General features: G+C 63.1%; 17 protein-coding genes and 2 pseudogenes. 13 read left to right on the plus strand and 6 right to left on the minus strand.

Annotated features, from left to right (window positions below; all coding sequences use genetic code 11):
* Positions 1-207: 207 nt before the first annotated feature.
* Positions 208-1,317: a mannose-1-phosphate guanylyltransferase gene (locus tag BLIN9172_RS14180; protein WP_101555635.1), complete on the minus strand. Its 1,110-nt coding sequence runs from the start codon at positions 1,315-1,317 to the stop codon at positions 208-210.
* A gap of 345 nt (positions 1,318-1,662) precedes the next feature.
* Here BLIN9172_RS14180 and sdhC point away from each other — a divergent pair, with 345 nt between their 5' ends.
* From sdhC to BLIN9172_RS18195, 6 genes are all read left to right on the plus strand, one after another.
* Positions 1,663-2,040, plus strand: a complete 378-nt coding sequence (gene sdhC / locus BLIN9172_RS14185) for a succinate dehydrogenase, cytochrome b556 subunit (protein ID WP_081770431.1) — start codon at positions 1,663-1,665, stop codon at positions 2,038-2,040.
* A gap of 1 nt (position 2,041) precedes the next feature.
* Positions 2,042-2,491 carry a succinate dehydrogenase hydrophobic membrane anchor subunit gene (locus BLIN9172_RS14190; protein WP_025778711.1) on the plus strand — a complete coding sequence of 150 codons (450 nt, stop codon included), beginning with the start codon at positions 2,042-2,044 and terminating at the stop codon, positions 2,489-2,491.
* 9 nt (positions 2,492-2,500) lie between these two features.
* Positions 2,501-4,261: a succinate dehydrogenase flavoprotein subunit gene (gene sdhA, locus BLIN9172_RS14195; RefSeq protein WP_101555636.1), complete on the plus strand. Its 1,761-nt coding sequence runs from the start codon at positions 2,501-2,503 to the stop codon at positions 4,259-4,261.
* Complete coding sequence (locus BLIN9172_RS14200) at positions 4,261-5,049, plus strand: succinate dehydrogenase iron-sulfur subunit (protein WP_025778715.1); 789 nt, start codon at positions 4,261-4,263, stop codon at positions 5,047-5,049. The genes sdhA and BLIN9172_RS14200 overlap by 1 nt, the downstream gene beginning before the upstream one ends.
* Before the next feature lie 375 nt (positions 5,050-5,424).
* Positions 5,425-6,651 carry a D-alanyl-D-alanine carboxypeptidase family protein gene (locus tag BLIN9172_RS14205; protein WP_101555637.1) on the plus strand — a complete coding sequence of 409 codons (1,227 nt, stop codon included), beginning with the start codon at positions 5,425-5,427 and terminating at the stop codon, positions 6,649-6,651.
* 361 nt (positions 6,652-7,012) lie between these two features.
* The gene (locus BLIN9172_RS18195) at positions 7,013-7,183 is read left to right on the plus strand and encodes a hypothetical protein (protein ID WP_009885231.1); all 171 of its coding nucleotides are present in this window, start codon (positions 7,013-7,015) and stop codon (positions 7,181-7,183) included.
* A 206-nt stretch (positions 7,184-7,389) separates the two neighbouring features.
* Here BLIN9172_RS18195 and BLIN9172_RS14210 read toward each other — a convergent pair.
* Positions 7,390-9,720, minus strand: a pseudogene (locus BLIN9172_RS14210) (FdhF/YdeP family oxidoreductase).
* Positions 9,721-10,338: 618 nt separating this feature from the next.
* Here BLIN9172_RS14210 and BLIN9172_RS14215 point away from each other — a divergent pair.
* Positions 10,339-10,818 (plus strand): annotated as a pseudogene (locus BLIN9172_RS14215) (IS1380 family transposase); the annotation flags it as partial.
* A 217-nt stretch (positions 10,819-11,035) separates the two neighbouring features.
* On the opposite strand, the gene BLIN9172_RS14220 reads toward BLIN9172_RS14215, so the two are convergent.
* From BLIN9172_RS14220 to BLIN9172_RS14230, 3 genes are all read right to left on the minus strand, one after another.
* Entirely contained in the window at positions 11,036-11,260 is a 225-nt protein-coding gene (locus BLIN9172_RS14220; RefSeq protein ID WP_009885226.1) for a hypothetical protein, read from the minus strand.
* 105 nt (positions 11,261-11,365) lie between these two features.
* A complete protein-coding gene (locus BLIN9172_RS14225; protein WP_145997972.1) occupies positions 11,366-11,818 on the minus strand; it encodes a hypothetical protein in 453 nt (150 codons plus the stop codon).
* Complete coding sequence (locus tag BLIN9172_RS14230; protein ID WP_009885224.1) at positions 11,815-12,555, minus strand: GAP family protein; 741 nt, start codon at positions 12,553-12,555, stop codon at positions 11,815-11,817. The genes BLIN9172_RS14225 and BLIN9172_RS14230 overlap by 4 nt, the downstream gene beginning before the upstream one ends.
* A gap of 85 nt (positions 12,556-12,640) precedes the next feature.
* On the opposite strand from BLIN9172_RS14230, the gene BLIN9172_RS14235 reads away from it, so the two are divergent.
* On the plus strand, positions 12,641-13,249 hold the full coding sequence (locus BLIN9172_RS14235) for a TetR/AcrR family transcriptional regulator (protein WP_029417751.1): 609 nt from the start codon (positions 12,641-12,643) through the stop codon (positions 13,247-13,249).
* Between the two features lie 50 nt (positions 13,250-13,299).
* Here BLIN9172_RS14235 and BLIN9172_RS14240 read toward each other — a convergent pair whose 3' ends face one another.
* Positions 13,300-13,608, minus strand: coding sequence for a hypothetical protein (locus BLIN9172_RS14240; RefSeq protein WP_035279680.1), 309 nt, complete (start codon positions 13,606-13,608; stop codon positions 13,300-13,302).
* 418 nt (positions 13,609-14,026) lie between these two features.
* Between BLIN9172_RS14240 and BLIN9172_RS14245 the strand changes: the two genes are divergently transcribed.
* The 5 genes from BLIN9172_RS14245 (at position 14,027) to BLIN9172_RS14265 (ending at position 18,942) form a co-directional block, all read left to right on the plus strand.
* On the plus strand, positions 14,027-14,557 hold the full coding sequence (locus BLIN9172_RS14245; RefSeq protein ID WP_101555638.1) for a glyoxalase superfamily protein: 531 nt from the start codon (positions 14,027-14,029) through the stop codon (positions 14,555-14,557).
* Between the two features lie 240 nt (positions 14,558-14,797).
* The gene (locus tag BLIN9172_RS14250; protein ID WP_009885220.1) at positions 14,798-15,346 is read left to right on the plus strand and encodes a PadR family transcriptional regulator; all 549 of its coding nucleotides are present in this window, start codon (positions 14,798-14,800) and stop codon (positions 15,344-15,346) included.
* A 61-nt stretch (positions 15,347-15,407) separates the two neighbouring features.
* On the plus strand, positions 15,408-16,157 hold the full coding sequence (locus BLIN9172_RS14255) for an ABC transporter ATP-binding protein (protein WP_009885219.1): 750 nt from the start codon (positions 15,408-15,410) through the stop codon (positions 16,155-16,157).
* Entirely contained in the window at positions 16,154-16,939 is a 786-nt protein-coding gene (locus BLIN9172_RS14260) for an ABC transporter permease (RefSeq protein WP_101555639.1), read from the plus strand. The genes BLIN9172_RS14255 and BLIN9172_RS14260 overlap by 4 nt, the downstream gene beginning before the upstream one ends.
* A 731-nt stretch (positions 16,940-17,670) precedes the next feature.
* Positions 17,671-18,942 carry a DDE-type integrase/transposase/recombinase gene (locus tag BLIN9172_RS14265; protein WP_233429231.1) on the plus strand — a complete coding sequence of 424 codons (1,272 nt, stop codon included), beginning with the start codon at positions 17,671-17,673 and terminating at the stop codon, positions 18,940-18,942.
* The last annotated feature ends 163 nt before the right edge of the window (positions 18,943-19,105 follow it).

The raw sequence follows: 19,105 nt of genomic DNA on the forward strand, positions 1-19,105 counted from the left end.
ACGGGACCAGCGAGTCAACGTCTGGTGTTCTTCATCGGTGAGGATCAGTTCAGCTTTCGGACGACCGGTGCGAGGCATACTCCATTCTACAACTTCTTACACGAATTTACGGCGCAGGACACTAGGCACTCGATGTCATAAATGTGCCCATTGCGACCAATTTCGACATACTTCCCGCTCCACTCCCCCGGGAGCGCCGACTGTGGATCAGAGCAGTTCGTCGAGTCCGCGCTCACCGGCGAGGGACACGGCCTTCTTCACGTCCTGGGCGTGTGAGCGGGAGGTGATGAGCAGGACGTCGTCGGTGTCGACGACGACGAGGTCATCGAGCCCGACGATGGCCACCGTCCGCGGTCCTTCGGAGAACACGACTCCCGAGGCATCGACCTCGAGCAGGTCGGTGTTCCCGCCGATCGAGATCACTCCCCGCGGTTCCCCGGGAACCGGCTGGCGCAGCCTGGCCACCGAATCGAAGTCGCCGACGTCGTCCCAGCCGAAGTCACCGGGGATGACGATGACACGACCGGCTGCGGCTGCCGGTTCGGCCACCACATAGTCGATGGCTCGCTTCTCCAGTCCGGGCCACACGGCACTGAGGACCTCGTCATGGTCTGGGGTGTCCCAGGCCTCGGCGATCCGGGCCAGCCCCGAATAGAGGGGCGGGTCCTCCTCGGCGAGGATGTCGAGCAGGGCGGAGGCCTTGGCGATGAACATGCCCGCGTTCCAGCGGTAGCGGCCGGAGTTCACATACTGACGAGCCGTGCTCGCCTCCGGCTTCTCCGCGAATGCCAGCGCCCGCCGGGCCGTGGGCGCCCCGTCGAGCCCGAGCAGGTCACCGGTCTCGATATAGCCGTAGGCCGTGGCGGGATTGCGGGGCATGATGCCGACCGTGACGATGTCTCCGGTCTCCGCGGCGGCGACGGCCTGATCGATGACGAGCCGGAATTCGTCGACGTTCGTGATCGAATGATCGGCGGAGAACGATCCGACGATGGCCTCGGGATCCTCACGGGCGATGAGCATGGCGGCCAGACCGATGGCGGCAGCGGAATCCTTCGGGGAGGGTTCGGCGATGATCTGGCCGCGGGCGATTTGCGGCAGCTGCTCGGCGACCTGATCGAAGTGGCTCTCGCCTGTGACCACCCAGACTCTGTCGTCGCCGACGATCGGCGCGACGCGGTCCCAGGTGGCCTGGATGAGGCTGCGACCGAGGCCGAGGACATCGTGGAGGAACTTCGGCGTCGCCCGACGCGACAGCGGCCACAGGCGCGTTCCGGATCCGCCGGCGGGGATGATGGCGTGGAAGTGCGTGTTCACGATCTCAGTGTCTCAGAGTTCGGGCACACCTTCCCCGAGGTTGCCCGCCGTGTCGGATGAGCCGATCCCCAAGCGCCCGGTGGGGATCTCCCCACCTCAGGACCGCCTCGGCGAGGGTGTGCCCGTGTTCCCGGGCTGACCAGGTCAGAACGGGAACGAGACAATTTAGAGCACACGACTGTGATGTAAATGAAATTCCGTGAGACGGTGAATCCCAGTTTTGAGGGAATTGCCAGGGTTGCGGTGTGATCCGGGACGCTCACCCGTGTCTCGACTGGCACGGAAGCGGTCTTCGGCGTAGTTTCTAGACGTACACACCCGAATTATCAAGATGGAGGATGCTCCGTGGCCAAAGCGTCTACGGGCACTCTGTACCGAGGAAACGAAGGAATGTGGTCCTGGGTCGCGCATCGCGTCACAGGCGTCGGAATCTTCTTCTTCCTTCTGGTCCACGTGCTCGATACTGCCCTCGTCCGCGTCTCGCCCGAGGCCTACAACGCAGTGATCGGAACCTACAAGACACCGGTCATGGCATTCGGTGAGATCGCGCTCGTCGCCGCCATCGCATTCCATGCGTTCAACGGTCTGCGCGTCATTCTCGTCGATTTCTCGAAGAGTGGCCCGAAAAATCAGAAGAAGCTGTTCTGGGGAGTCATGGTTGTGTGGCTCATCATCATGATCGCCTTCATTCCCCGCCAGCTGATGCACACCTTCGGAGGCTGACATGAGCACAACATCCATTCCGGCTCCGCGGACCGGCTACTCCCGGCACAAGTCGACGCGCTCGAAGTTCGAGATGTTCGCATGGCTGTTCATGCGCATCTCCGGCGTCGTGCTCGTCATCCTCATCTTCGGCCACCTGTTCGTGAACCTGTGGGCCGGCGACGGCGTCCAGGCCATCGACTTCGGATTCGTCGCAGGCAAGTGGGCCAGCCCGTTCTGGCAGATCTGGGATCTGCTCATGCTGTGGCTGGCGATGCTGCACGGCACCAACGGTCTGCGAACCATCATCATGGACTACTCCGAGAAGCCCGGCACACGCATGTCCCTGCAGGTGATCCTCTACATCGCCTCGGTCATCGTCATCGTGCTCGGCACGCTCGTCATCTTCACGTTCGATCCCTGCCCGGCCGGAGCGGACCCCTCGGTCCTGGCTGAGTTCTGCAAGGCCTAAAGGAGAAACATGCAGGTACATCATTACGACGTCGTCATCGTCGGCGCCGGCGGCGCCGGCATGCGTGCGGCGATCGAGTCGGGCCAGCGCGCCCGCACCGCCGTTCTCACGAAGCTCTACCCCACCCGTTCGCACACCGGTGCCGCCCAGGGCGGAATGTGCGCCGCACTGGCGAACGTGGAAGAGGACAACTGGGAATGGCACACCTTCGACACCGTCAAGGGCGGTGACTACCTGGTCGACCAGGACGCCGCCGAGGTGATGGCCAAGGAAGCCATCGACGCCGTCCTCGACCTCGAGAAGATGGGGCTGCCGTTCAACCGCACCCCCGAAGGCAAGATCGACCAGCGTCGCTTCGGCGGACACACCCGCGACCACGGCAAGTCCGCCGTGCGCCGCTCCTGCTACGCCGCAGACCGCACCGGTCATATGATCCTCCAGACCCTGTACCAACAGTGCGTCAAGCACGGCGTGGAGTTCTACAACGAGTTCTACGTCCTCGACCTCCTCATGACCGAGGTCGACGGGGTCAAGCGCCCGGCCGGAGTCGTGTCCTACGAACTGGCCACCGGCGAGATCCACGTCTTCCAGGCCAAGTCGGTCGTCTTCGCCACCGGCGGTGTCGGCAAGGTCTTCAAGACCACCTCGAACGCGCACACCCTGACCGGTGACGGCATGGCCGTGACCTACAACCGCGGGATCCCGCTGGAGGACATGGAGTTCTTCCAGTTCCACCCCACAGGTCTCGCCGGCCTGGGCATCCTGCTCTCCGAGGCGGCACGTGGTGAGGGCGGCATCCTCCGCAACTCCGAGGGTGAGCGCTTCATGGAGCGCTACGCCCCGACGATCAAGGACCTCGCTCCGCGTGACATCGTGGCCCGTTCGATGGCCAACGAGGTGCGGGAGGGCCGCGGCTGCGGACCGAATAAGGACTACGTCCTGCTCGACCTCACCCACCTCGAGCCCTCGCATATCGACGAAAAGCTGCCCGACATCACCGAGTTCGCTCGCACCTACCTCGGTGTGGAGCCCTACACGGAACCGGTGCCGGTCTTCCCGACCGCGCACTACGCGATGGGCGGCATCCCGACGAACGTCGAAGCCGAAGTGCTCGCCGACAACGACACCGTCATCCCCGGCCTCTACGCCGCCGGTGAGTGTGCCTGCGTGTCCGTGCACGGTTCGAACCGTCTGGGCACGAACTCGCTGCTCGACATCAACGTCTTCGGCAAGCGCGCCGGCATCGCCGCCGCGGAATACGCGCAGACCGCCGAGTTCGTCGAGCTGCCCGAGAGCCCGGAGACCGAAGTCGTCGAGATGCTCGAGAAGATGCGCACCTCGGACGGCACCGAGCGCATCGCGGCGATCCGCAAGGACCTGCAGGACATCATGGACGCCAACGTCCAGGTGTTCCGCACCGACGAGACGCTGCGTGAGGCTCTCGACGAGATCGCCAAGCTGCGCGAGCGCTACAACAACGTGGGCATCCAGGACCGCGGCAAGCGCTACAACCTCGATCTGCTCGAGGCCGTCGAGCTCGGCTTCCTGCTCGAGCTCGCCGAGGTCATCTCTGTCGCCGCCATCCACCGCAAGGAATCGCGTGGAGGACACTTCCGCGAGGACTTCCCGGATCGTGACGACGAGAAGTTCATGCACCACACGATGACCTACCTCGATCCCGAAGCGGAGACCGACGGCATCAAGGGCATGCGTCTGGAGACGAAGCCCGTCATCGTCACCCGTTACCAGCCGATGGAGCGTAAGTACTGATGAGCACCGATACCACCCCAGAGCCAGCGTCGAAGATCGACCTGCCGACCCACGTGTCGGGCGAAGGCGGAACCATTCCTTCCTTCGACTGCACCTTCCGGATCGCCCGCTTCGACCCCGAGGTCGATTCGGAACCGCACTGGGAGGAATACAACGTCACGATGTACGGCACCGACCGAGTGCTGGATGCCCTCCACAAGATCAAGTGGGAGATCGACGGTTCGCTGTCCTTCCGCCGGTCCTGCGCCCACGGCGTCTGCGGTTCCGATGCGATGCGCATCAACGGCCGCAACCGCCTGGCCTGCAAGACGCTGCTCAAGGACCTCGACACGTCCAAGCCGATCACCGTCGAGGCGATCAAGGGTCTTCCGCTCGAGAAGGACATGATCGTCGACATGGAGCCCTTCTTCCAGTCGTACCGCGAGGTCATGCCGTTCCTCGTCACCTCGGGACACGAGCCCACGCGTGAGCGTCTGCAGTCGGCCGAACAGCGTGAGGCCTTCGACGACACCACGAAGTGCATCCTCTGTGCAGCCTGCACCTCGTCGTGCCCCGTGTTCTGGACCGACGGCCAGTACTTCGGTCCCGCCGCGATCGTCAATGCGCATCGTTTCATCTTCGATTCGCGTGACGAAGGCGGAGACATGCGCCTCGAGGTCCTCAACGACAAGGAAGGCGTGTGGCGCTGCCGCACCACCTTCAACTGCACCGAGGCCTGCCCGCGCGGCATCGAGATCACCAAGGCCATCGCCGAGGTGAAGCAGGCGATCCTGCAGCGCGCGTTCTGATCGCGTAAGCGCAAGTCAGACCGCAGCGGCCCCGCACCACACGGTGCGGGGCCGCTTTCGTCTGCGTCCCTTCTGAGCGGGTTGGCGGCCGTCTAGCGGGACCTCCTCGGTGGGATCGGGCCGCCTCGGTGGTGGGAACAACTTCCTCAAATACACGGTTGAAGTCAGACAGCACTGATTTGAACATGTGCTATTGGACTTCAACTATGCATTTGCGGAGGTGGCCCAGTCGAGGGTGGATAGGCCACATTTGAACGTGGGCTATCCGCTTCAGACTGGGCTGCCGGCGGACGCTCGCTTCTCGTGTGGGCCGCCTCGAAGAGGGTGAGGGAATCCTGAGGACGAGCTGCCTGCGGCGAAAGTAGACTGGGGCGCATGCGTTTCACCCGCTCGACTGCTTCCTCACCGCGTGCCGCGCTCCTGCGTGTCCTCGGCTTCGCTGCCGCACTGCTCGTGCTCGCGGCCCAGCTCGTCCACTCCCCCGCCCCCGCGCAGGCGGTGGCCCAGCCGGCGGAGTCGACAGCACCGGCGTATGTCAGTCCCGACGACCTCGGTGACGGTGCGAAGCCGCCGAAGCCGACGGGCACGTCCTGGCTTGTCGGCGACCTCGACTCCGGGGAGCTGCATGTGGCGAAGAATGTGGAGAAGCGGCACGCTCCGGCGTCGACGATCAAACTGCTCACGGCTCTCGCGCTCGTCGACGGGTTCGACGACAAGAAGAAGAAGGTGACCGCCGAGTTCGAGGACATGGAAGTCGATGGGACGAAGGTCGGTCTCATGCAGACGAACAAATACTCCATCGACCTGCTCTTCCATGCGATGCTCATGTCGAGCGCCAATGATGCGGCGAATGCTCTGGGTCGTGCAGCCGGCGGGCAGTACAAAGCCGTGGACCTGATGAACGAGAAGGCTGCCGAGCTGGGCATGTCGAATACGCAGGCGAAGAACACCTCGGGACTCGACGCAAAGGGCCAGTACACGACCGCCGAGGACCTCATGAAGCTCGCATGGGCGGTGTGCGAAGACGACTACCTCATGAAAGTCATCGGCACAGAGACTTATCAATTCCCGGGCGGGACGAACCCGGAGACGAAAGAGAAGTTCAAAGGCTACGAGATCCAGAACCACACGAAGATCGTCGGCCAGGTCGACGGCGGGCTGGGTCTGAAGAACGGGTTCACCCGGGCCGCGAAGGGTTCGTATGTGGCCGTGGCCGAGCGTGACGGACACCGTGTGGTCGCGACGATGCTCGGCATCGACAACAACTCGCGTCAGGCCGCCGTCGACCTGCTCGAATGGGATTTCGCCCAGACCGACCCGAAATCGCTGCAGACCGTTCCCGTCGGGGTTCAGGCCACCGCCGAGGCGGTCCCCACCGCCACCGGCAGCTCGAGTGATGCCGGTGGCGCGGATTCGGATGCGAGCGGTGCGGCGGAGTCCAAAGTGACGGATGAGTCGGAGCCGTCGATGGCCGCCCAGACCCTCGGTGCGGCACTGGACAACCCCCTCGCGCTCGGCCTCCTGGCCGGTGGAGTGGTCCTCTTTGTCCTCACCGTGGTGCTGTGGGCACGTCTGCGGGCGCGCATGCAGGGGCGACGATAAGGATATTTCGCGCCGCCTCGGCGAGGATTTCGGAAATCCGGGGCGCCGCCTCGGCGAGGTTTTCGTTGTCCTGATTCGTCGACTCTGCGCTCAGGTGGACAATCCGAGCTTGGGCGCGCTATGCTGTTTCTTTACGTTCGAAGTTGTCCGCATTCATCGAACCGATCGTTGCGTTGCTCCTGACGACAAGCTTTTGAGGTCGTAGGCCCCGATCACGGTTCGACTTTGCAGATGAATGTGCCGGACACTGTGTCTCTTCGACTCGCAGATCCCCATGGCGACCACCCAATCGCCGACTTGAGAACCTGAAGAATAGCGCGCGTCGTTGCCTGCTATTCACAATTGAAGAAAGGAGGGAACCATGTCTGAGTTCCCACAGTGGGTCCAGCGCGGACTCGCACACGCAGGAATGATCGATCCCCAGATCAGCCGACGGGCTCCTGGTGAGATCACGATCGAGGATGCGACCGGCCGCGTTGTGCTGTTCACCGGCACTTCGCTGCGTGAGATCACGCCGATGGCCGCCGCCTGACCTCCAACGAGGTCACCCTGATCTGCAGGGATCAGCACGGCCTATCAGGGCCTGATCCGGACTGATTGAGTAGACGCCCACTTGCTGCCGGGTTTTACGCAGCGGGTGGGCGTCTGCCATTCACCCGGGAGTCGTCCGGGCCCGGCGACGGGCGACAGAGACACGGCGCTCGATCAGACCTGCAGATCCGTCGGCTCGAGCGCGTTTCACGCCTGTGCGTCGACGAGACTGTGCACCTCTGCGGGCTCCTCGTCATCGGCGCGTGGCTCGAACCGCACCATGACGGCTTTGAACCCCGGAGTGTTCGATTCTCTGGCCACGAGGTCCCGATGAACCAGAGCGTTCGCCTCCGGATAGTAGGCAGCGACACAGCCGCGCGCCGTCGGATAGGCAACCATCCGGAATTTCTCCGCCCGTCGCTCCTCCCCGTTGAAGACCGAGACGACATCGACGAGCTGGCCGTCGTCGACACCGGCGGGGCCGAGGTCGGCAGGATTGATGAGAATCACCCGGCGCCCGCCCGAGATGCCCCGGTACCGATCGTCGAGCCCGTAGAACGTCGTGTTGTACTGGTCATGTGAGCGCATGGTCTGCAGAACGAAGTGGCCCTCCGGCGGCGGCAGATACTCGAGTTCGCGCGTGCTGAACTGCGCTCGTCCTTCGGCTGTCGCGAAGGTGCGGTTAGGCAGAACGAAGCCGTACCTGTCCCGCACTCGCCGGTTGAAATCCTCGGCGCCTTCCACGACCTGCGAGATACGGTCACGGATGACGTCATAGTCGTCGGCCATCGCCTTCCAGTCGATGACGTGGTCGGGTCCGAAGACCGCCTCGGCCATCCGGGCGAGCAGCACCGGTTCGGCCAGGAGGTGGTCGGAGACCGGTTCGAGCCGCCCCTGGGTGCGACTGACGACCGACATCGACTTCTCGACCGAGAGGAACTGCGCTCCCCCGGGGTGCTTGTCATCCTTGTCGGTGCGTCCGAGCGTGGGGAGGATGATCGATGTCTTTCCGTGGACGACATGCGAGCGGTTGGGCTTGGTCGAGATGTGCACGGTGAGGCCGGTGCGTTTGAGTCCGGCCTCCATGGCGGCGGTATCCGAGTTGGCCATGGCCAGGTTCCCGCCCAAGGACACGAACACGTCGACGTCGCCTCGCTCCATCGCGTGCATCGCCTCTGTCGAGTCGTACCCGTACTGTAGTGGTGACGTGATTCCGAATTCGTCGTCGAGGCGCTGGAGGAAGTCCTCCTGCGGCTTCTCCCAGATCCCGAAGGTGCGGTCGCCCTGGACATTCGAGTGCCCGCGCACCGGACAGGCCCCGGCCCCAGGCTTTCCGAAGTTGCCCTGAAGGAGGAGCAGGTTGATGATCTCCTTGATGGTATCGACCGAATGTGGCTGCTGCGTGATGCCCAGAGCCCAGCAGAAGATCGTCGCCCGGGAACTCGCCAACAGTTCCGCGACGTGCTCGATCTCGGCCCGCTCGAGGCCGGTGGCCAGTTCAGTCTCTGCCCAGTTGAGCTCCTGCCTGGCTTCCGCATAGGCGGTGAAGCCGTCGGTGGAGGATTCGATGAACTCCCGGTCGACGACCGTTCCCGGGGCCTCTGCCTCTTTCTTCAGCAGCAGATGCCCGAGCGCCTGGAAGAGTGCCTGGTCACCGCCGACCCGGATCTGCAGGAACTCGTCACTCGTCCGTTCTCCATCGGCCAACACACCTTTGGGAGTCTGCGGATCTTTGAAACGGAGCAGTCCCGCCTCGGGCAGCGGATTGACCGCGATCACTTTCCCGCCGTTGCGGCGGCACTCCGCCAGGGACCCAAGCATGCGCGGATGGTTCGTCCCCGGATTCTGGCCGACGACGAAGATGAGTTCGGCCGTCTCGATGTCCTCGAGGGACACTGTTCCCTTGCCGATGCCGATCGTCGGAGACAACGCAGTCCCTGAGGATTCGTGGCACATGTTCGAACAGTCGGGAAGATTGTTCTTGCCCAGGCTGCGTGCGAACAGCTGGTAGAGAAATGCCGTCTCATTCGGGGTCCGACCGGAGGTGTAGAAGACCGACCGGTCAGGGTCGGTGGCGCGGATGTGGTCGGCAATGGTTTCGAACGCCTCGGCCCAGGAGATCGGCGAATAGTGCGACTCGCCTTCGCGGATGATCATCGGATGAGTGATGCGACCGGATTGGCCGAGCCAGTACTCCGTCTTCTCTTCGAGTACGGAGATCGGGTGCTGTTCCCACCAGCCGGGTGTCGCCACGCGGGTCGTGTTCTCCTCGGCGAGAGCCTTCGCGCCGTTTTCGCAGAATTCGATCGTCTTCCGGTCCTCGGTGATCGACTCCGGCCACGCGCATCCGGGGCAGTCGACGCCGTCGGGTTAGTTGACCCGGAACATCGACCGTACGGTCCGGCTCGCGCCGCCTTGTCTGAGTCCGCGTTCGAAAGCCACTTCGCCGGCTTTGAGTCCGGCTGCCGCAGTCTTCGGTTCGCTGATGACGAGGTCGTTCTCGTCGATATCATCGAATTCGACTCGACGTCCACGCACGTTCGACACTGACGATCACCTCTGACCTCGGAGAAAAACTGTTGAACGATCCTATCCGAGCACGGTCGGCGACTCAGAGCCACGGAGTGATCATCTCGCATTCCGGTCAGACTGTCGGGAGTACGCCCCTTCGTCGAACACAGTCGGACGACAGCGACGAATCCGCACGCCTCGGAATCCAAGTGGAACCCCTGTCACCAGCTTGTGAGGCAAGCGGTTGCAGCGGAAGCACTTGAACCTACGACCCGTGGGGGTCGTAGGTGCAGATCCTCAACCCGGTCGTCTCGGAATCCCTCGATTTCCCTCGTGGTGACGGGGTCTGGACGGTTCGCCTGCTCCGAGAGCGCAGTCGCTCATCGGCGGGCCTACCCTGGGTGATTCTGGTGGGTCTCCGGTGGGCGTCTGCGTTCATCTCGCCCGCCGCGGAGCAGCCGATCCCGGACGACTGCCAAGGCCTCCTGCGGGGACATGCCGTCCTCGACAGCCCTCGCACCAGCACGGAATGTGTCATCCAGAGCCTCTTGCCGATAGAGCGTCAACCCTGGCGTTGCCCGGATCGCAGAAGCCGACATGCGAGCTGATCGTACGTCGGATCGGTGATGAGGTCGTCGAGGGCCGCCTGCACCGCCCAACCGGCTGGTCCCGGGAATGGCTGCCGGAGCGGACTCGATCGATGACATGAACATCCTCCGCCACGGCAGCATGAAGCATCTCTTCGACCGTGTCCACGCGCCCTCGACGCTGGGCTCGTTCCTGCGCTCATCTGCCTTCGGTCACGCCAGGCAACTCGACGCGATCTCCTCCCGCTACCTGACCACCCTCAACGAGCACACACCGCTGCTGCCTGCCAGCGAAGACACCGATTAAGCGATGGAGTTCGTCGATGTCGACGACACTGTCATCGATGTCAATACCGCGTCGGAGCAGGGAGCCGGGTTCGACTGCCAAGGCAGTCGTGGACTCAACGCACTGTCAGCCACCACGACTCGAATCCGCTCTGGCACTTCGGTGTCGGTGCGCGGTGATTCGACGTACTACTCATCGACCGTGGCCAAAGCCGCCCACAGTGACGGGGCTCATGTGTCGATCACAGTACGCGCGGTACCGTTCACCCCTTTCACCTCGATAAAGGCGCGGCATGCCACCGGTCGGTGGCGACGGTCGCGAAGATCAATGTGAGCGAAGACTCCAGCATGTCGGCGCGTCCGACATAGATCGGATGGAGTCGTGACTTCTGGGGTCTCCGACAAACCGTCTGGCGAGAGTGTGACATCAATTTTGCCACCATCGAATGATGCAATGGCGCGGCTCTCCGTCAGTCATCAAGCTTTGTGGTCTTTCGTTGGCGCTGCTTCGCGTTCTTTCGTCCCAGCAGGCTTCCGCCGATCAATGCTGCACCTACAGCGGTTGCTCCTATTTGGAGTACGGTGAGCGTTGTGCCATCGGCGAGCCGGTTCAGGAGTCCGAAGTCGTCGCTCCACAAGCCGCCGACTCCGTTGATCATCAGAACGATTCCGATGATTTCTACTACTGCTCGCATGAGTTCTTTCCTTTCAGTGGTTGTTCTTCGGCCCGACCGTGACCGGCTCTGACCGTTGGCGGTGTATGGGTTGTGGGCTGATGGGTCTGCGGCTGTGAAAGTTCATCAGTCCCGTTCGACTTGGAGGTCCTGTGGCACCTCGACTTCAAAGCGGGCGTCGCAGATCGCGATGCCGTGACACCCGGCATCGATCTCCAGGGTGTTGCCGTCGAGTTCCCACTTGAGCCGTTTGACGCCTGCCGTGTGCTCGAACCAGCGGGTGACCTGGATATCCGCACGGTCGGTTGCGATGACATCTGTGGCAACTTCATTCGTCTTGAGAATCAAGGTCTCGCCGGACCAGGGGAAGGTCTTGGTCTCTGGATCGGCATTCGACGCTTCTGTGGTGCAGCCGACCAGGCCAAGTACTATGACGAGGGGCAAGGTAGCCGCGACAGGGAAGAACCTGTTGGCCGGTCGGATGGGGAGAGCGCGTGTCCTATTCATCGATAGTCTCCTGATAGTTCGGTGGGTGTCGACGGTCGGGGCAGCTCTGGATGAAGACGGCGTGTTGCTCATCCGCCGATCCACTCCAGCGCGGATATGGCTCGGAGGGCGAGGATCGCGCCGGCGATGCCGATGATCCATGCCGTCGTGGAGTGGGCATGCCGGGTGAGCCAGCGATCGAGCGTGCTCAGCGGCCCCTCGAGAGCGGAGTTGGCGATGCCTCGCCCGATCGTCAGGGCGAGAGCCGGGGCGATCATGACGAGGCAGTACCCAGCCAGCAGGGCAGTGTCTCCGGGCCGACCCGGACCCTGGACGGTGATGATTCCGATTGCCGCGAGGTAGGGGACCATCGTCGCGGCTTCCGCTAGGACTGCGGTGGCCGCCAGTGCCATCAGGGTTGCTGTCGAGCGGGCCGAGCTCGCGCCCTCCCCCATCGCTTTCGCCCGCCACCGTGAGATGCGCCCTTCGCCGTTCGCCGCCCGTTCAGCGGCTCGTTCCCTCGCGCCCTTGTTGTCCATCCGGATGCTGATGACGAACAGGCCGACCCCGACTGCGAGCTGAACGATCAGGAAGGCATCTGAGGACTGCAGCCCTTTGACCGTGTCGATCAGCGCGGTGGCACCTGCGAGGAGAGCCACCCCGATGGCGAAGTAGGTCGCCGTCACAGTGAGCAGGAACAGCAGCACTCGCCCCGGGCGCATCCGGCCCGGTGCCAACAGCAGCCAGATGGGGATGAGCAGCGTGCCGAAGCTCATGGAGTCGACCAATGCGAGCACGAGCAAGGTGCCCAGGCTTGTGGCGTCGGGCATGGGCGACCCTCCCTTCTCTACGCATTAGTACGAGTGTGCTTCTATTGCTGACGCCAGCGTAGCACGACCGTGCTAGAGTGTGCATATGCCTCGGACAATGGACAGGGATGCACGCAAAGCTCAGCTCGCCGAAGCGGTCTGGCAGGTAATCCTCGATCAGGGCATTTCGGCGGTGTCGGTCCGCACGGTCGCCGAGCGAGCCGGTGTCGCCGTAGGCTCCCTCAGGCACGTCTTTCCGACACGCGCGGAACTCGTGCAGTTCTCCGCCGAACTCATGATGGAACGTGCGACTGAACGCCTTCTCGCCACCACGCCCCGAGATGACCCGCGCGAGTACGCGCTTGCGATCATCACGAACGTCCTCCCTCTCGACTCGGACAGCCGAGCCGAATACGAGGTCAACCTCGCGCTCCTCGCGGAGCGCGCTGCGGTGCCGAGCCTGCAGCAGGTGAGCTTCGACGCACATCAGCAGCTCGCCGACCTCTGCACCCGTCTCGTCGAGATGCTGACAGGGCAGGCGGGGACGCCGGACGGGGCACCACGGGCGCGTCGACTCCACACCCTGATTGACGGGCTCGCGTTCCACCTGTTCCACCAGCCCGCCCACGGCGATGCCACCTGGGCGCTCGACATCATCCAGGACGAGCTGACCGCTACCGCCGGCGATGCGAACAACGACGGAGCCTCGCGCTGAGCCAACAGCCCTCGCTGAGCTCCTTCAGTCGCGAGTCGTGAATCGGGTAGCTATTTCGCAACGAGCAGCTCGGCCCATCGGGACCTGTAATCGGGGTGGTCACTCCACGTCGCCGCAAGAGCCGCCAGGAGCTGATCACTGAAACGGGCGGCTTCCGTCTCGGCATCGGCGCCGAACACATACTCGCCCGCCTTGACCAGTGCGCTGGTGCCGGTGATCCAGGACATCAGGTCGCCGTCTGCGCCGGCCCTGCGCATCTGCCGCGTGATCCTGAGGATGTGCTCATAGGCCTGCAGCACCTCGGTAGGAAGGCCCTCCTCGACAAGCCGGTCTTCCACGAAGCTCATCAGATCGCTCATTGCACAACCTCCCCGACATCAACTGCAGACCCCTGAGGATGCAAACGGCACGCCTCGGGGTGGACAGACCCCAGCCTAGCACGACCGTGCTAGTTTGAGCGTGCGTGAGACCGTGTCATGTTCAGGGCCCTTGTGCACAAGGAGGACTCGACGATCTCGGCGATCTTCCTGCAGGCGAATCCGAACGGCAGTGCGTGAACCCGAGCGCGGAGCCGGCTCGGTCGGATTGCTGGACCCCGGTTCTTGATACACTGCAGGCAGGGTTGCTCGATGGGCCTGCCGCCCGCGCCGAGATTCTCGGTCCGGTGAACACATCGAATGCATCTCCTGCCAGAGGTTCTCGTGACTGTCACGGTGCCCCGGACGGCAACGCGGGCACCGACCACGCCGGCGGCACCAAGAGAGCGATGAACAACTCATGCACCTCACCCTGAACGATGCCAAGACAGCCGCGCGGACGCTGCGACGATGCCTGGCTGCCGCCGACGCCACCATCAGTCACAGCCGCGCCCTGGAAATCGTCGCGCAACAGCTCGGCTTCACCGACTGGAACACCGCATCGGCTCGGCTATCCGCCGTGCACTCCGGTACGGGCGTTTCGGTTCCGGTGCTCCGCATCCACGACGCAGCTCTCGCCCGAGATTTCTACCTGGACTACCTGGGCTTCACCGTCGAGTGGGAGCACCGCTTCGAGCCCGGGATGCCCTTGTACCTGCGAATACATCGCGACGAGACGACTCTCGACCTCTCTGAACATCACGGCGATGGCACGCCAGGAACCGTGGTCTGGGTGCCCGTGGTCAACGCTGCCGCTCTCCTCGCCGAGATCTCTGCACGACCGCACCCACGCCTCAGCCCCGGCATCGACCGCCACGCTCCCGGTGGACCCACGGTCGAGGTCACGGACCCTTTCGGCAACGTCATGCGCTTCTGTGAGACGATCGAGTGACTCGGGCCCCTGAGCGGCAGAAGACCACCTGAGCGAAGCAGGAGCTGCGCACGTCACGACCTCGCCAGCACTGCAGTCGTTGTCGCCGCAGTTGAGTTAGGGCCGGCGCCCGCCGTTGGTCTGCTTCACTCGCCCCTCGCCGACACCGCAGGCAGCAGTCGTGCCGTGCCGAACCAACTTCAGCAGTCAGCGTCGAAACGATAGATGCATAATCATCTAGATGTGTAGTAGACTATCGTCATGGAGCTGAAACATGCGATCCTCGGTCTGCTGTCGATTCGTTCGCTGAGCGGCTACGACTTGAGCCGCGCCTTCGCCGGCACCGTGGCGCACTTCTGGCATGCCGACCGATCCCAGATCTATCGGACACTGGACAGACTCAGCGCGTCCGGGGCGATCACGACCGAGGTGGTTCCGCAGGACGGGAAACCCGACCGCAAGGTGCACTCCCTCACCGACGCAGGGCATCAGGAACTGACCGACTGGCTGTCATCCCCCGTGGAGGCAGACCAGCCCAAGGAGCCGTTCCTCGCCCGGCTGTTCTTTGCGACCCCGATCGGCCGCGATGGAGTGCAGCGACTGCTCGACGAGCGAGACCGACAGGTGAACGACTCGTTGACCGAACTGGCCTCGATCACGATCGAAGACGATGACATGAGAGCGCTGTTGCAGAAGGCGACTCTGCGCAACGGCCTCCTCCACGCCAGGGCCGAACGGGAATGGCTGCGCGAGACGCGACAGCTTCTCGGAATAGCCGAGCCACCCCAGAACCCGGAGGAGCGACCATGACCAGAAGAAGCACTCATACCGCCCCGACTGAGCACGATCCGCGGCCAGAGAGGAAATTAGCATGACAGATACGACTCCGCCTCTGGCCGTTGAAGCCCAGCAGCTGGTCAAGCGATACAAGAACAAGGCAGCGGTCGATAGCGTCAACCTGCAAGTCCCTGCCGGAGAGACCTTCGGTGTACTGGGAACAAATGGGGCGGGCAAGACCACCACGATGGAGATGATCGCCGGGTTGCGCAAGCCCGACGATGGCTCGGTTCGGATTCTGGGCTTGGATCCTTTCACCGACCGATCCGAGGTCCGTCAGGTGCTCGGCGTTCAGCTGCAGCACGCAAATCTGCATGATGCGTTGACGGCTCGTGAGCTCGTGGACCTCTACCGCAGCTTCTATCCGGACCCCCTGGACGCTCACCAGGCCTTGGCCATGGTCGAGCTGCAGGAGAAAGCCAGAACTCGCTTCAGCAATCTCTCCGGCGGACAGATGCAGCGCCTCTCGATTGCTTTGGCGCTGGTGGGTCAGCCACAGGTGGTGATCCTCGATGAACTGACCACCGGGCTGGATCCTGTGGCCCGGCGTCGAGTGTGGTCGACGATCGAGGCCCTTCAAGACCAGACGGTGATTCTCGTCAGTCATGCCATGGATGAAGTCGAACGACTCTGTGACCGGGTGGCGCTCATCGATGCCGGGCGCGTCATCGCCCAGGGCACCCCGGATGATCTGAAGGCTCAGGCCTCAGCGGCGACCCTGGAGGATGCCTTCGTGAAGCTGACCGGCAGAGCGCTTCCGAACGAGGAGGACCACGGCCGATGAGCACCATGACCATGCCTACCGTTCATGCCCGCCGGCCAGGGCCCAGCGCCTGGATGCGGATGGTCCAGGCCGAAGCCAAGATGATCACCCGCTCTACGGCCAACCTCATCGTTCCGCTGGGCCTTCCCATCCTGCTGCTGGTGATGCAGGGCCTGAGAACTGACGACCTCAGTCAGCAAGTGGCTCCTGGCGTCACCGCGATGGACTACTACGCACTGCCAGTCGTGCTGAGCATCGTGGTGACCTATATAGGGGTGATGAACTTCCCCAGTTTCCTCTCGACGTACCGCAAGACCAAAGTTCTGCGCCGCCTGGCGGTCACCCCTGCTTCTCCAGCCATGGTCATGGTGGCGCAGATGGTGGTCGGCCTGGTTCAGGTGCTCGTGGGCATCGCCCTCGCCTTCGGGGTCGCGATGTTGTTCTTCGATGCCAGTCTCCCCGCCGATACGTTCACGGCCCTGCTGGTGCTGCTGACGTGCTGCGTGTCGATGTACGCATTGGGCATGATCGTGGCCTCAGTGGCTCCCACGCCGAACACGGCTGCGGCTATCGGCTTGATCGCGTTCTTCGCTATGGCCGCGCTCGGCGGCATGTTCGGCCCCATGGAGAACCTGCCCGATCAGTTGGCTGAAATCGGCTCGTGGCTGCCTTTCGGCGCTGCCGTCGAAGCGTTCCAGTCCACCTGGATCGGCGAGACAGTGGACTGGGAGAACTGGGTCACCCTAGGAGCCACCACCGTCCTCGGCGTCGGTGTAGCGTCCGCGTTATTCCGGTGGGAATGATCAGGTAAGCGTCGTTGATAAACCGCCACCGACTGCTGGCCTGCCTCCCAAGAGGCGACTCAGGCCTGCGGACGGGCCGAAGCAACCATTCAGGCGGGCTGAAAATGATCAAGGATACGAAATCGGATACCCGGCAGAACGAGGGTTCCGGCGTGTCCTGCCGCCGATGCCAAGTGGCGCGACTTCGCCGGCAGGCCCATCCCGAGTTTCCTGCGGCGGACATTGTCGTTCCCACGTCGTGGGTGGGTACGTGCCACTCGCGTGCCGCTGTGAATGGGTGTTGATGTGCATCGTCGTCCTCTCCTGTCGTCCCGGAGAGGGCACGAGGAAGCCCCGGACCTGCGAAAACTCGCAGATCCGGGGCCCTTGACTACCCCCGAGCGGTCAAGAGGGGACTGGTATCTCTAGAAGTCCCAGTTCTTGTTCTCTCGGGATGCCCAGTCCTCGTCCTCCCTGATGAGAGGCGGAAATCCTGCGGATCCTCCAACTCCAATGGCCGCTCGTGCCATCTACGTGCCACTCGCGATCGAAGCCCCTCTCGCCGACAAGATCGCTGCCGTCGCACATGCCCAGCTTACCGCCGGGCGGCTCCATCCGCACGGGAACGACGAGACTCATAGATAGTCCCCGCGTAGCCAAGGGTCGTGCCTCACATAAATTTCCCCGCCAGACTCTTCACCCGGGGACATAGACACGACGACGATGGGGTCATGGTCGACAAGGACGTTTCCATGAACACCAGAATCGAGATCACGAAGAAATACGCCACCGCGTATGCCAAGGCCGGCAGGCAACAAAAGTCGGCCATCCTCGATGCCGTCACCGACATCACTGGCTGGAACCGCGACCACGCTCGCCAACAGCTCATGCGTCGGACTCGCCAGCCCAAGGGCAGAGCCAACGCCACCGTGGCCGTGATCGATCGACGCAAGACTAAGGCCCGTAAGTACTCCTACGACGCGATCAAGATCCTGCAGTATGTGTGGTCAGTTGCCGGTGGAATCTGCGGCAAATACCTCGCCCAAGCTATGGTCGATCTCCTCAACTCCCTCGAAGCCCACAACCACCTCGTGCCTGGCCAGGGCCGCTACAGCACGAACGTACGCGACGAGCTGGTGTCGATGAGTCCAGCCACGATCGACCGATACCTGGCACCAGCCCGGGCTAGAGACACCCTGCGTGGGAAGTCGGCAACGAAGCCTGGCACACTGTTGCGCAACTCGATCCAGGTTCGTAAGGCCGGTGATGAAGTCGAAGCCGAACCCGGATTCTTCGAAGTCGATACCGTTGCCCACTGCGGACCGACGTTGAAGGGCGAGTTCATCCGCTCGGTCTATTACACCGATATGCACACCGGGTGGGTCTACACCCGAGCAGTCAAGAACAATGCTGCCGTACACATTGTTGCCGCGTGCACTCATTTCGTTGAAGCGGTGCCCTATCTCGTGACCGGGCTCGACTTCGACAACGGTTCAGAGTTCATCAATCACGACCTCATCGACTGGGCGGCCCAGCGGAAGATCTTCTTCACTCGCGGCAGGCCTTATACGAAGAATGACCAGGCCACGATCGAGTCAAAGAACAACCATCTCGTGCGTCGGTACGGGTTCTACTACCGCTACGACACGACAACCGAACTCGGACTCATGACGACGCTCTGGGCACTGGTCAATGACCGGTTGAACTACTTCACTCCGACGAAGAAACCCACCGGGTATTCCACTGATTCGGTGGGTCGTCGCAAACGTGTTTATGACACCCCGCGGACCCCGTTCGTGCGTCTGCTGGATTCCGGGATCCTCAACAGAAAGCAAGTCGCTGAGCTCAGGGCTTACAAGGCTGGTCTTGACCCGGTCCATATCGCGGCCGAGATCGATCGGATCCAGCAGAGGCTGATCAAGCTCGCTGCCGGGAAGACCGCGCGTATGAAACGTGAGATCGAGGCCAAGCAGGCATTGCCCGATTCCTCGGGTATTCGGGTCAGGCCGAGTCGGGTGGGGTGAGAGTTGTTCCCGGGGATAATTTGTGTGAGGCACGACCCTCATTAGCCGGGGGTATTGACATGAGGCACTCCGGGGAACTTGCGCGGCCCACAGGCAGCACGTCGCACGTTCTCCCTCCAGTTAAGTGCCCCTCCCAGGTGGGTCGGTTGCTCGTCCCATCGTT

It is taken from the genome of Brevibacterium linens ATCC 9172 (genome assembly GCF_900169165.1).
Taxonomy (GTDB): domain Bacteria; phylum Actinomycetota; class Actinomycetes; order Actinomycetales; family Brevibacteriaceae; genus Brevibacterium; species Brevibacterium linens.

What these genes read in the sequence shown, in the direction of transcription:
- BLIN9172_RS14190 (WP_025778711.1), top strand. Translation starts at nt 2,042, where the DNA reads ATGAGCACAACATCCATTCCGGCTCCGCGGACCGGCTACTCCCGGCAC.
- sdhA (WP_101555636.1), top strand. Translation starts at nt 2,501, where the DNA reads ATGCAGGTACATCATTACGACGTCGTCATCGTCGGCGCCGGCGGCGCC.
- BLIN9172_RS14200 (WP_025778715.1), top strand. Translation starts at nt 4,261, where the DNA reads ATGAGCACCGATACCACCCCAGAGCCAGCGTCGAAGATCGACCTGCCG.
- BLIN9172_RS14205 (WP_101555637.1), top strand. Translation starts at nt 5,425, where the DNA reads ATGCGTTTCACCCGCTCGACTGCTTCCTCACCGCGTGCCGCGCTCCTG.
- BLIN9172_RS18195 (WP_009885231.1), top strand. Translation starts at nt 7,013, where the DNA reads ATGTCTGAGTTCCCACAGTGGGTCCAGCGCGGACTCGCACACGCAGGA.
- BLIN9172_RS14220 (WP_009885226.1), bottom strand. Translation starts at nt 11,260, where the DNA reads ATGCGAGCAGTAGTAGAAATCATCGGAATCGTTCTGATGATCAACGGA.
- BLIN9172_RS14225 (WP_145997972.1), bottom strand. Translation starts at nt 11,818, where the DNA reads ATGAGCAACACGCCGTCTTCATCCAGAGCTGCCCCGACCGTCGACACC.
- BLIN9172_RS14230 (WP_009885224.1), bottom strand. Translation starts at nt 12,555, where the DNA reads ATGCCCGACGCCACAAGCCTGGGCACCTTGCTCGTGCTCGCATTGGTC.
- BLIN9172_RS14235 (WP_029417751.1), top strand. Translation starts at nt 12,641, where the DNA reads ATGCCTCGGACAATGGACAGGGATGCACGCAAAGCTCAGCTCGCCGAA.
- BLIN9172_RS14240 (WP_035279680.1), bottom strand. Translation starts at nt 13,608, where the DNA reads ATGAGCGATCTGATGAGCTTCGTGGAAGACCGGCTTGTCGAGGAGGGC.
- BLIN9172_RS14245 (WP_101555638.1), top strand. Translation starts at nt 14,027, where the DNA reads ATGCACCTCACCCTGAACGATGCCAAGACAGCCGCGCGGACGCTGCGA.
- BLIN9172_RS14250 (WP_009885220.1), top strand. Translation starts at nt 14,798, where the DNA reads ATGGAGCTGAAACATGCGATCCTCGGTCTGCTGTCGATTCGTTCGCTG.
- BLIN9172_RS14255 (WP_009885219.1), top strand. Translation starts at nt 15,408, where the DNA reads ATGACAGATACGACTCCGCCTCTGGCCGTTGAAGCCCAGCAGCTGGTC.
- BLIN9172_RS14260 (WP_101555639.1), top strand. Translation starts at nt 16,154, where the DNA reads ATGAGCACCATGACCATGCCTACCGTTCATGCCCGCCGGCCAGGGCCC.
- BLIN9172_RS14265 (WP_233429231.1), top strand. Translation starts at nt 17,671, where the DNA reads ATGAACACCAGAATCGAGATCACGAAGAAATACGCCACCGCGTATGCC.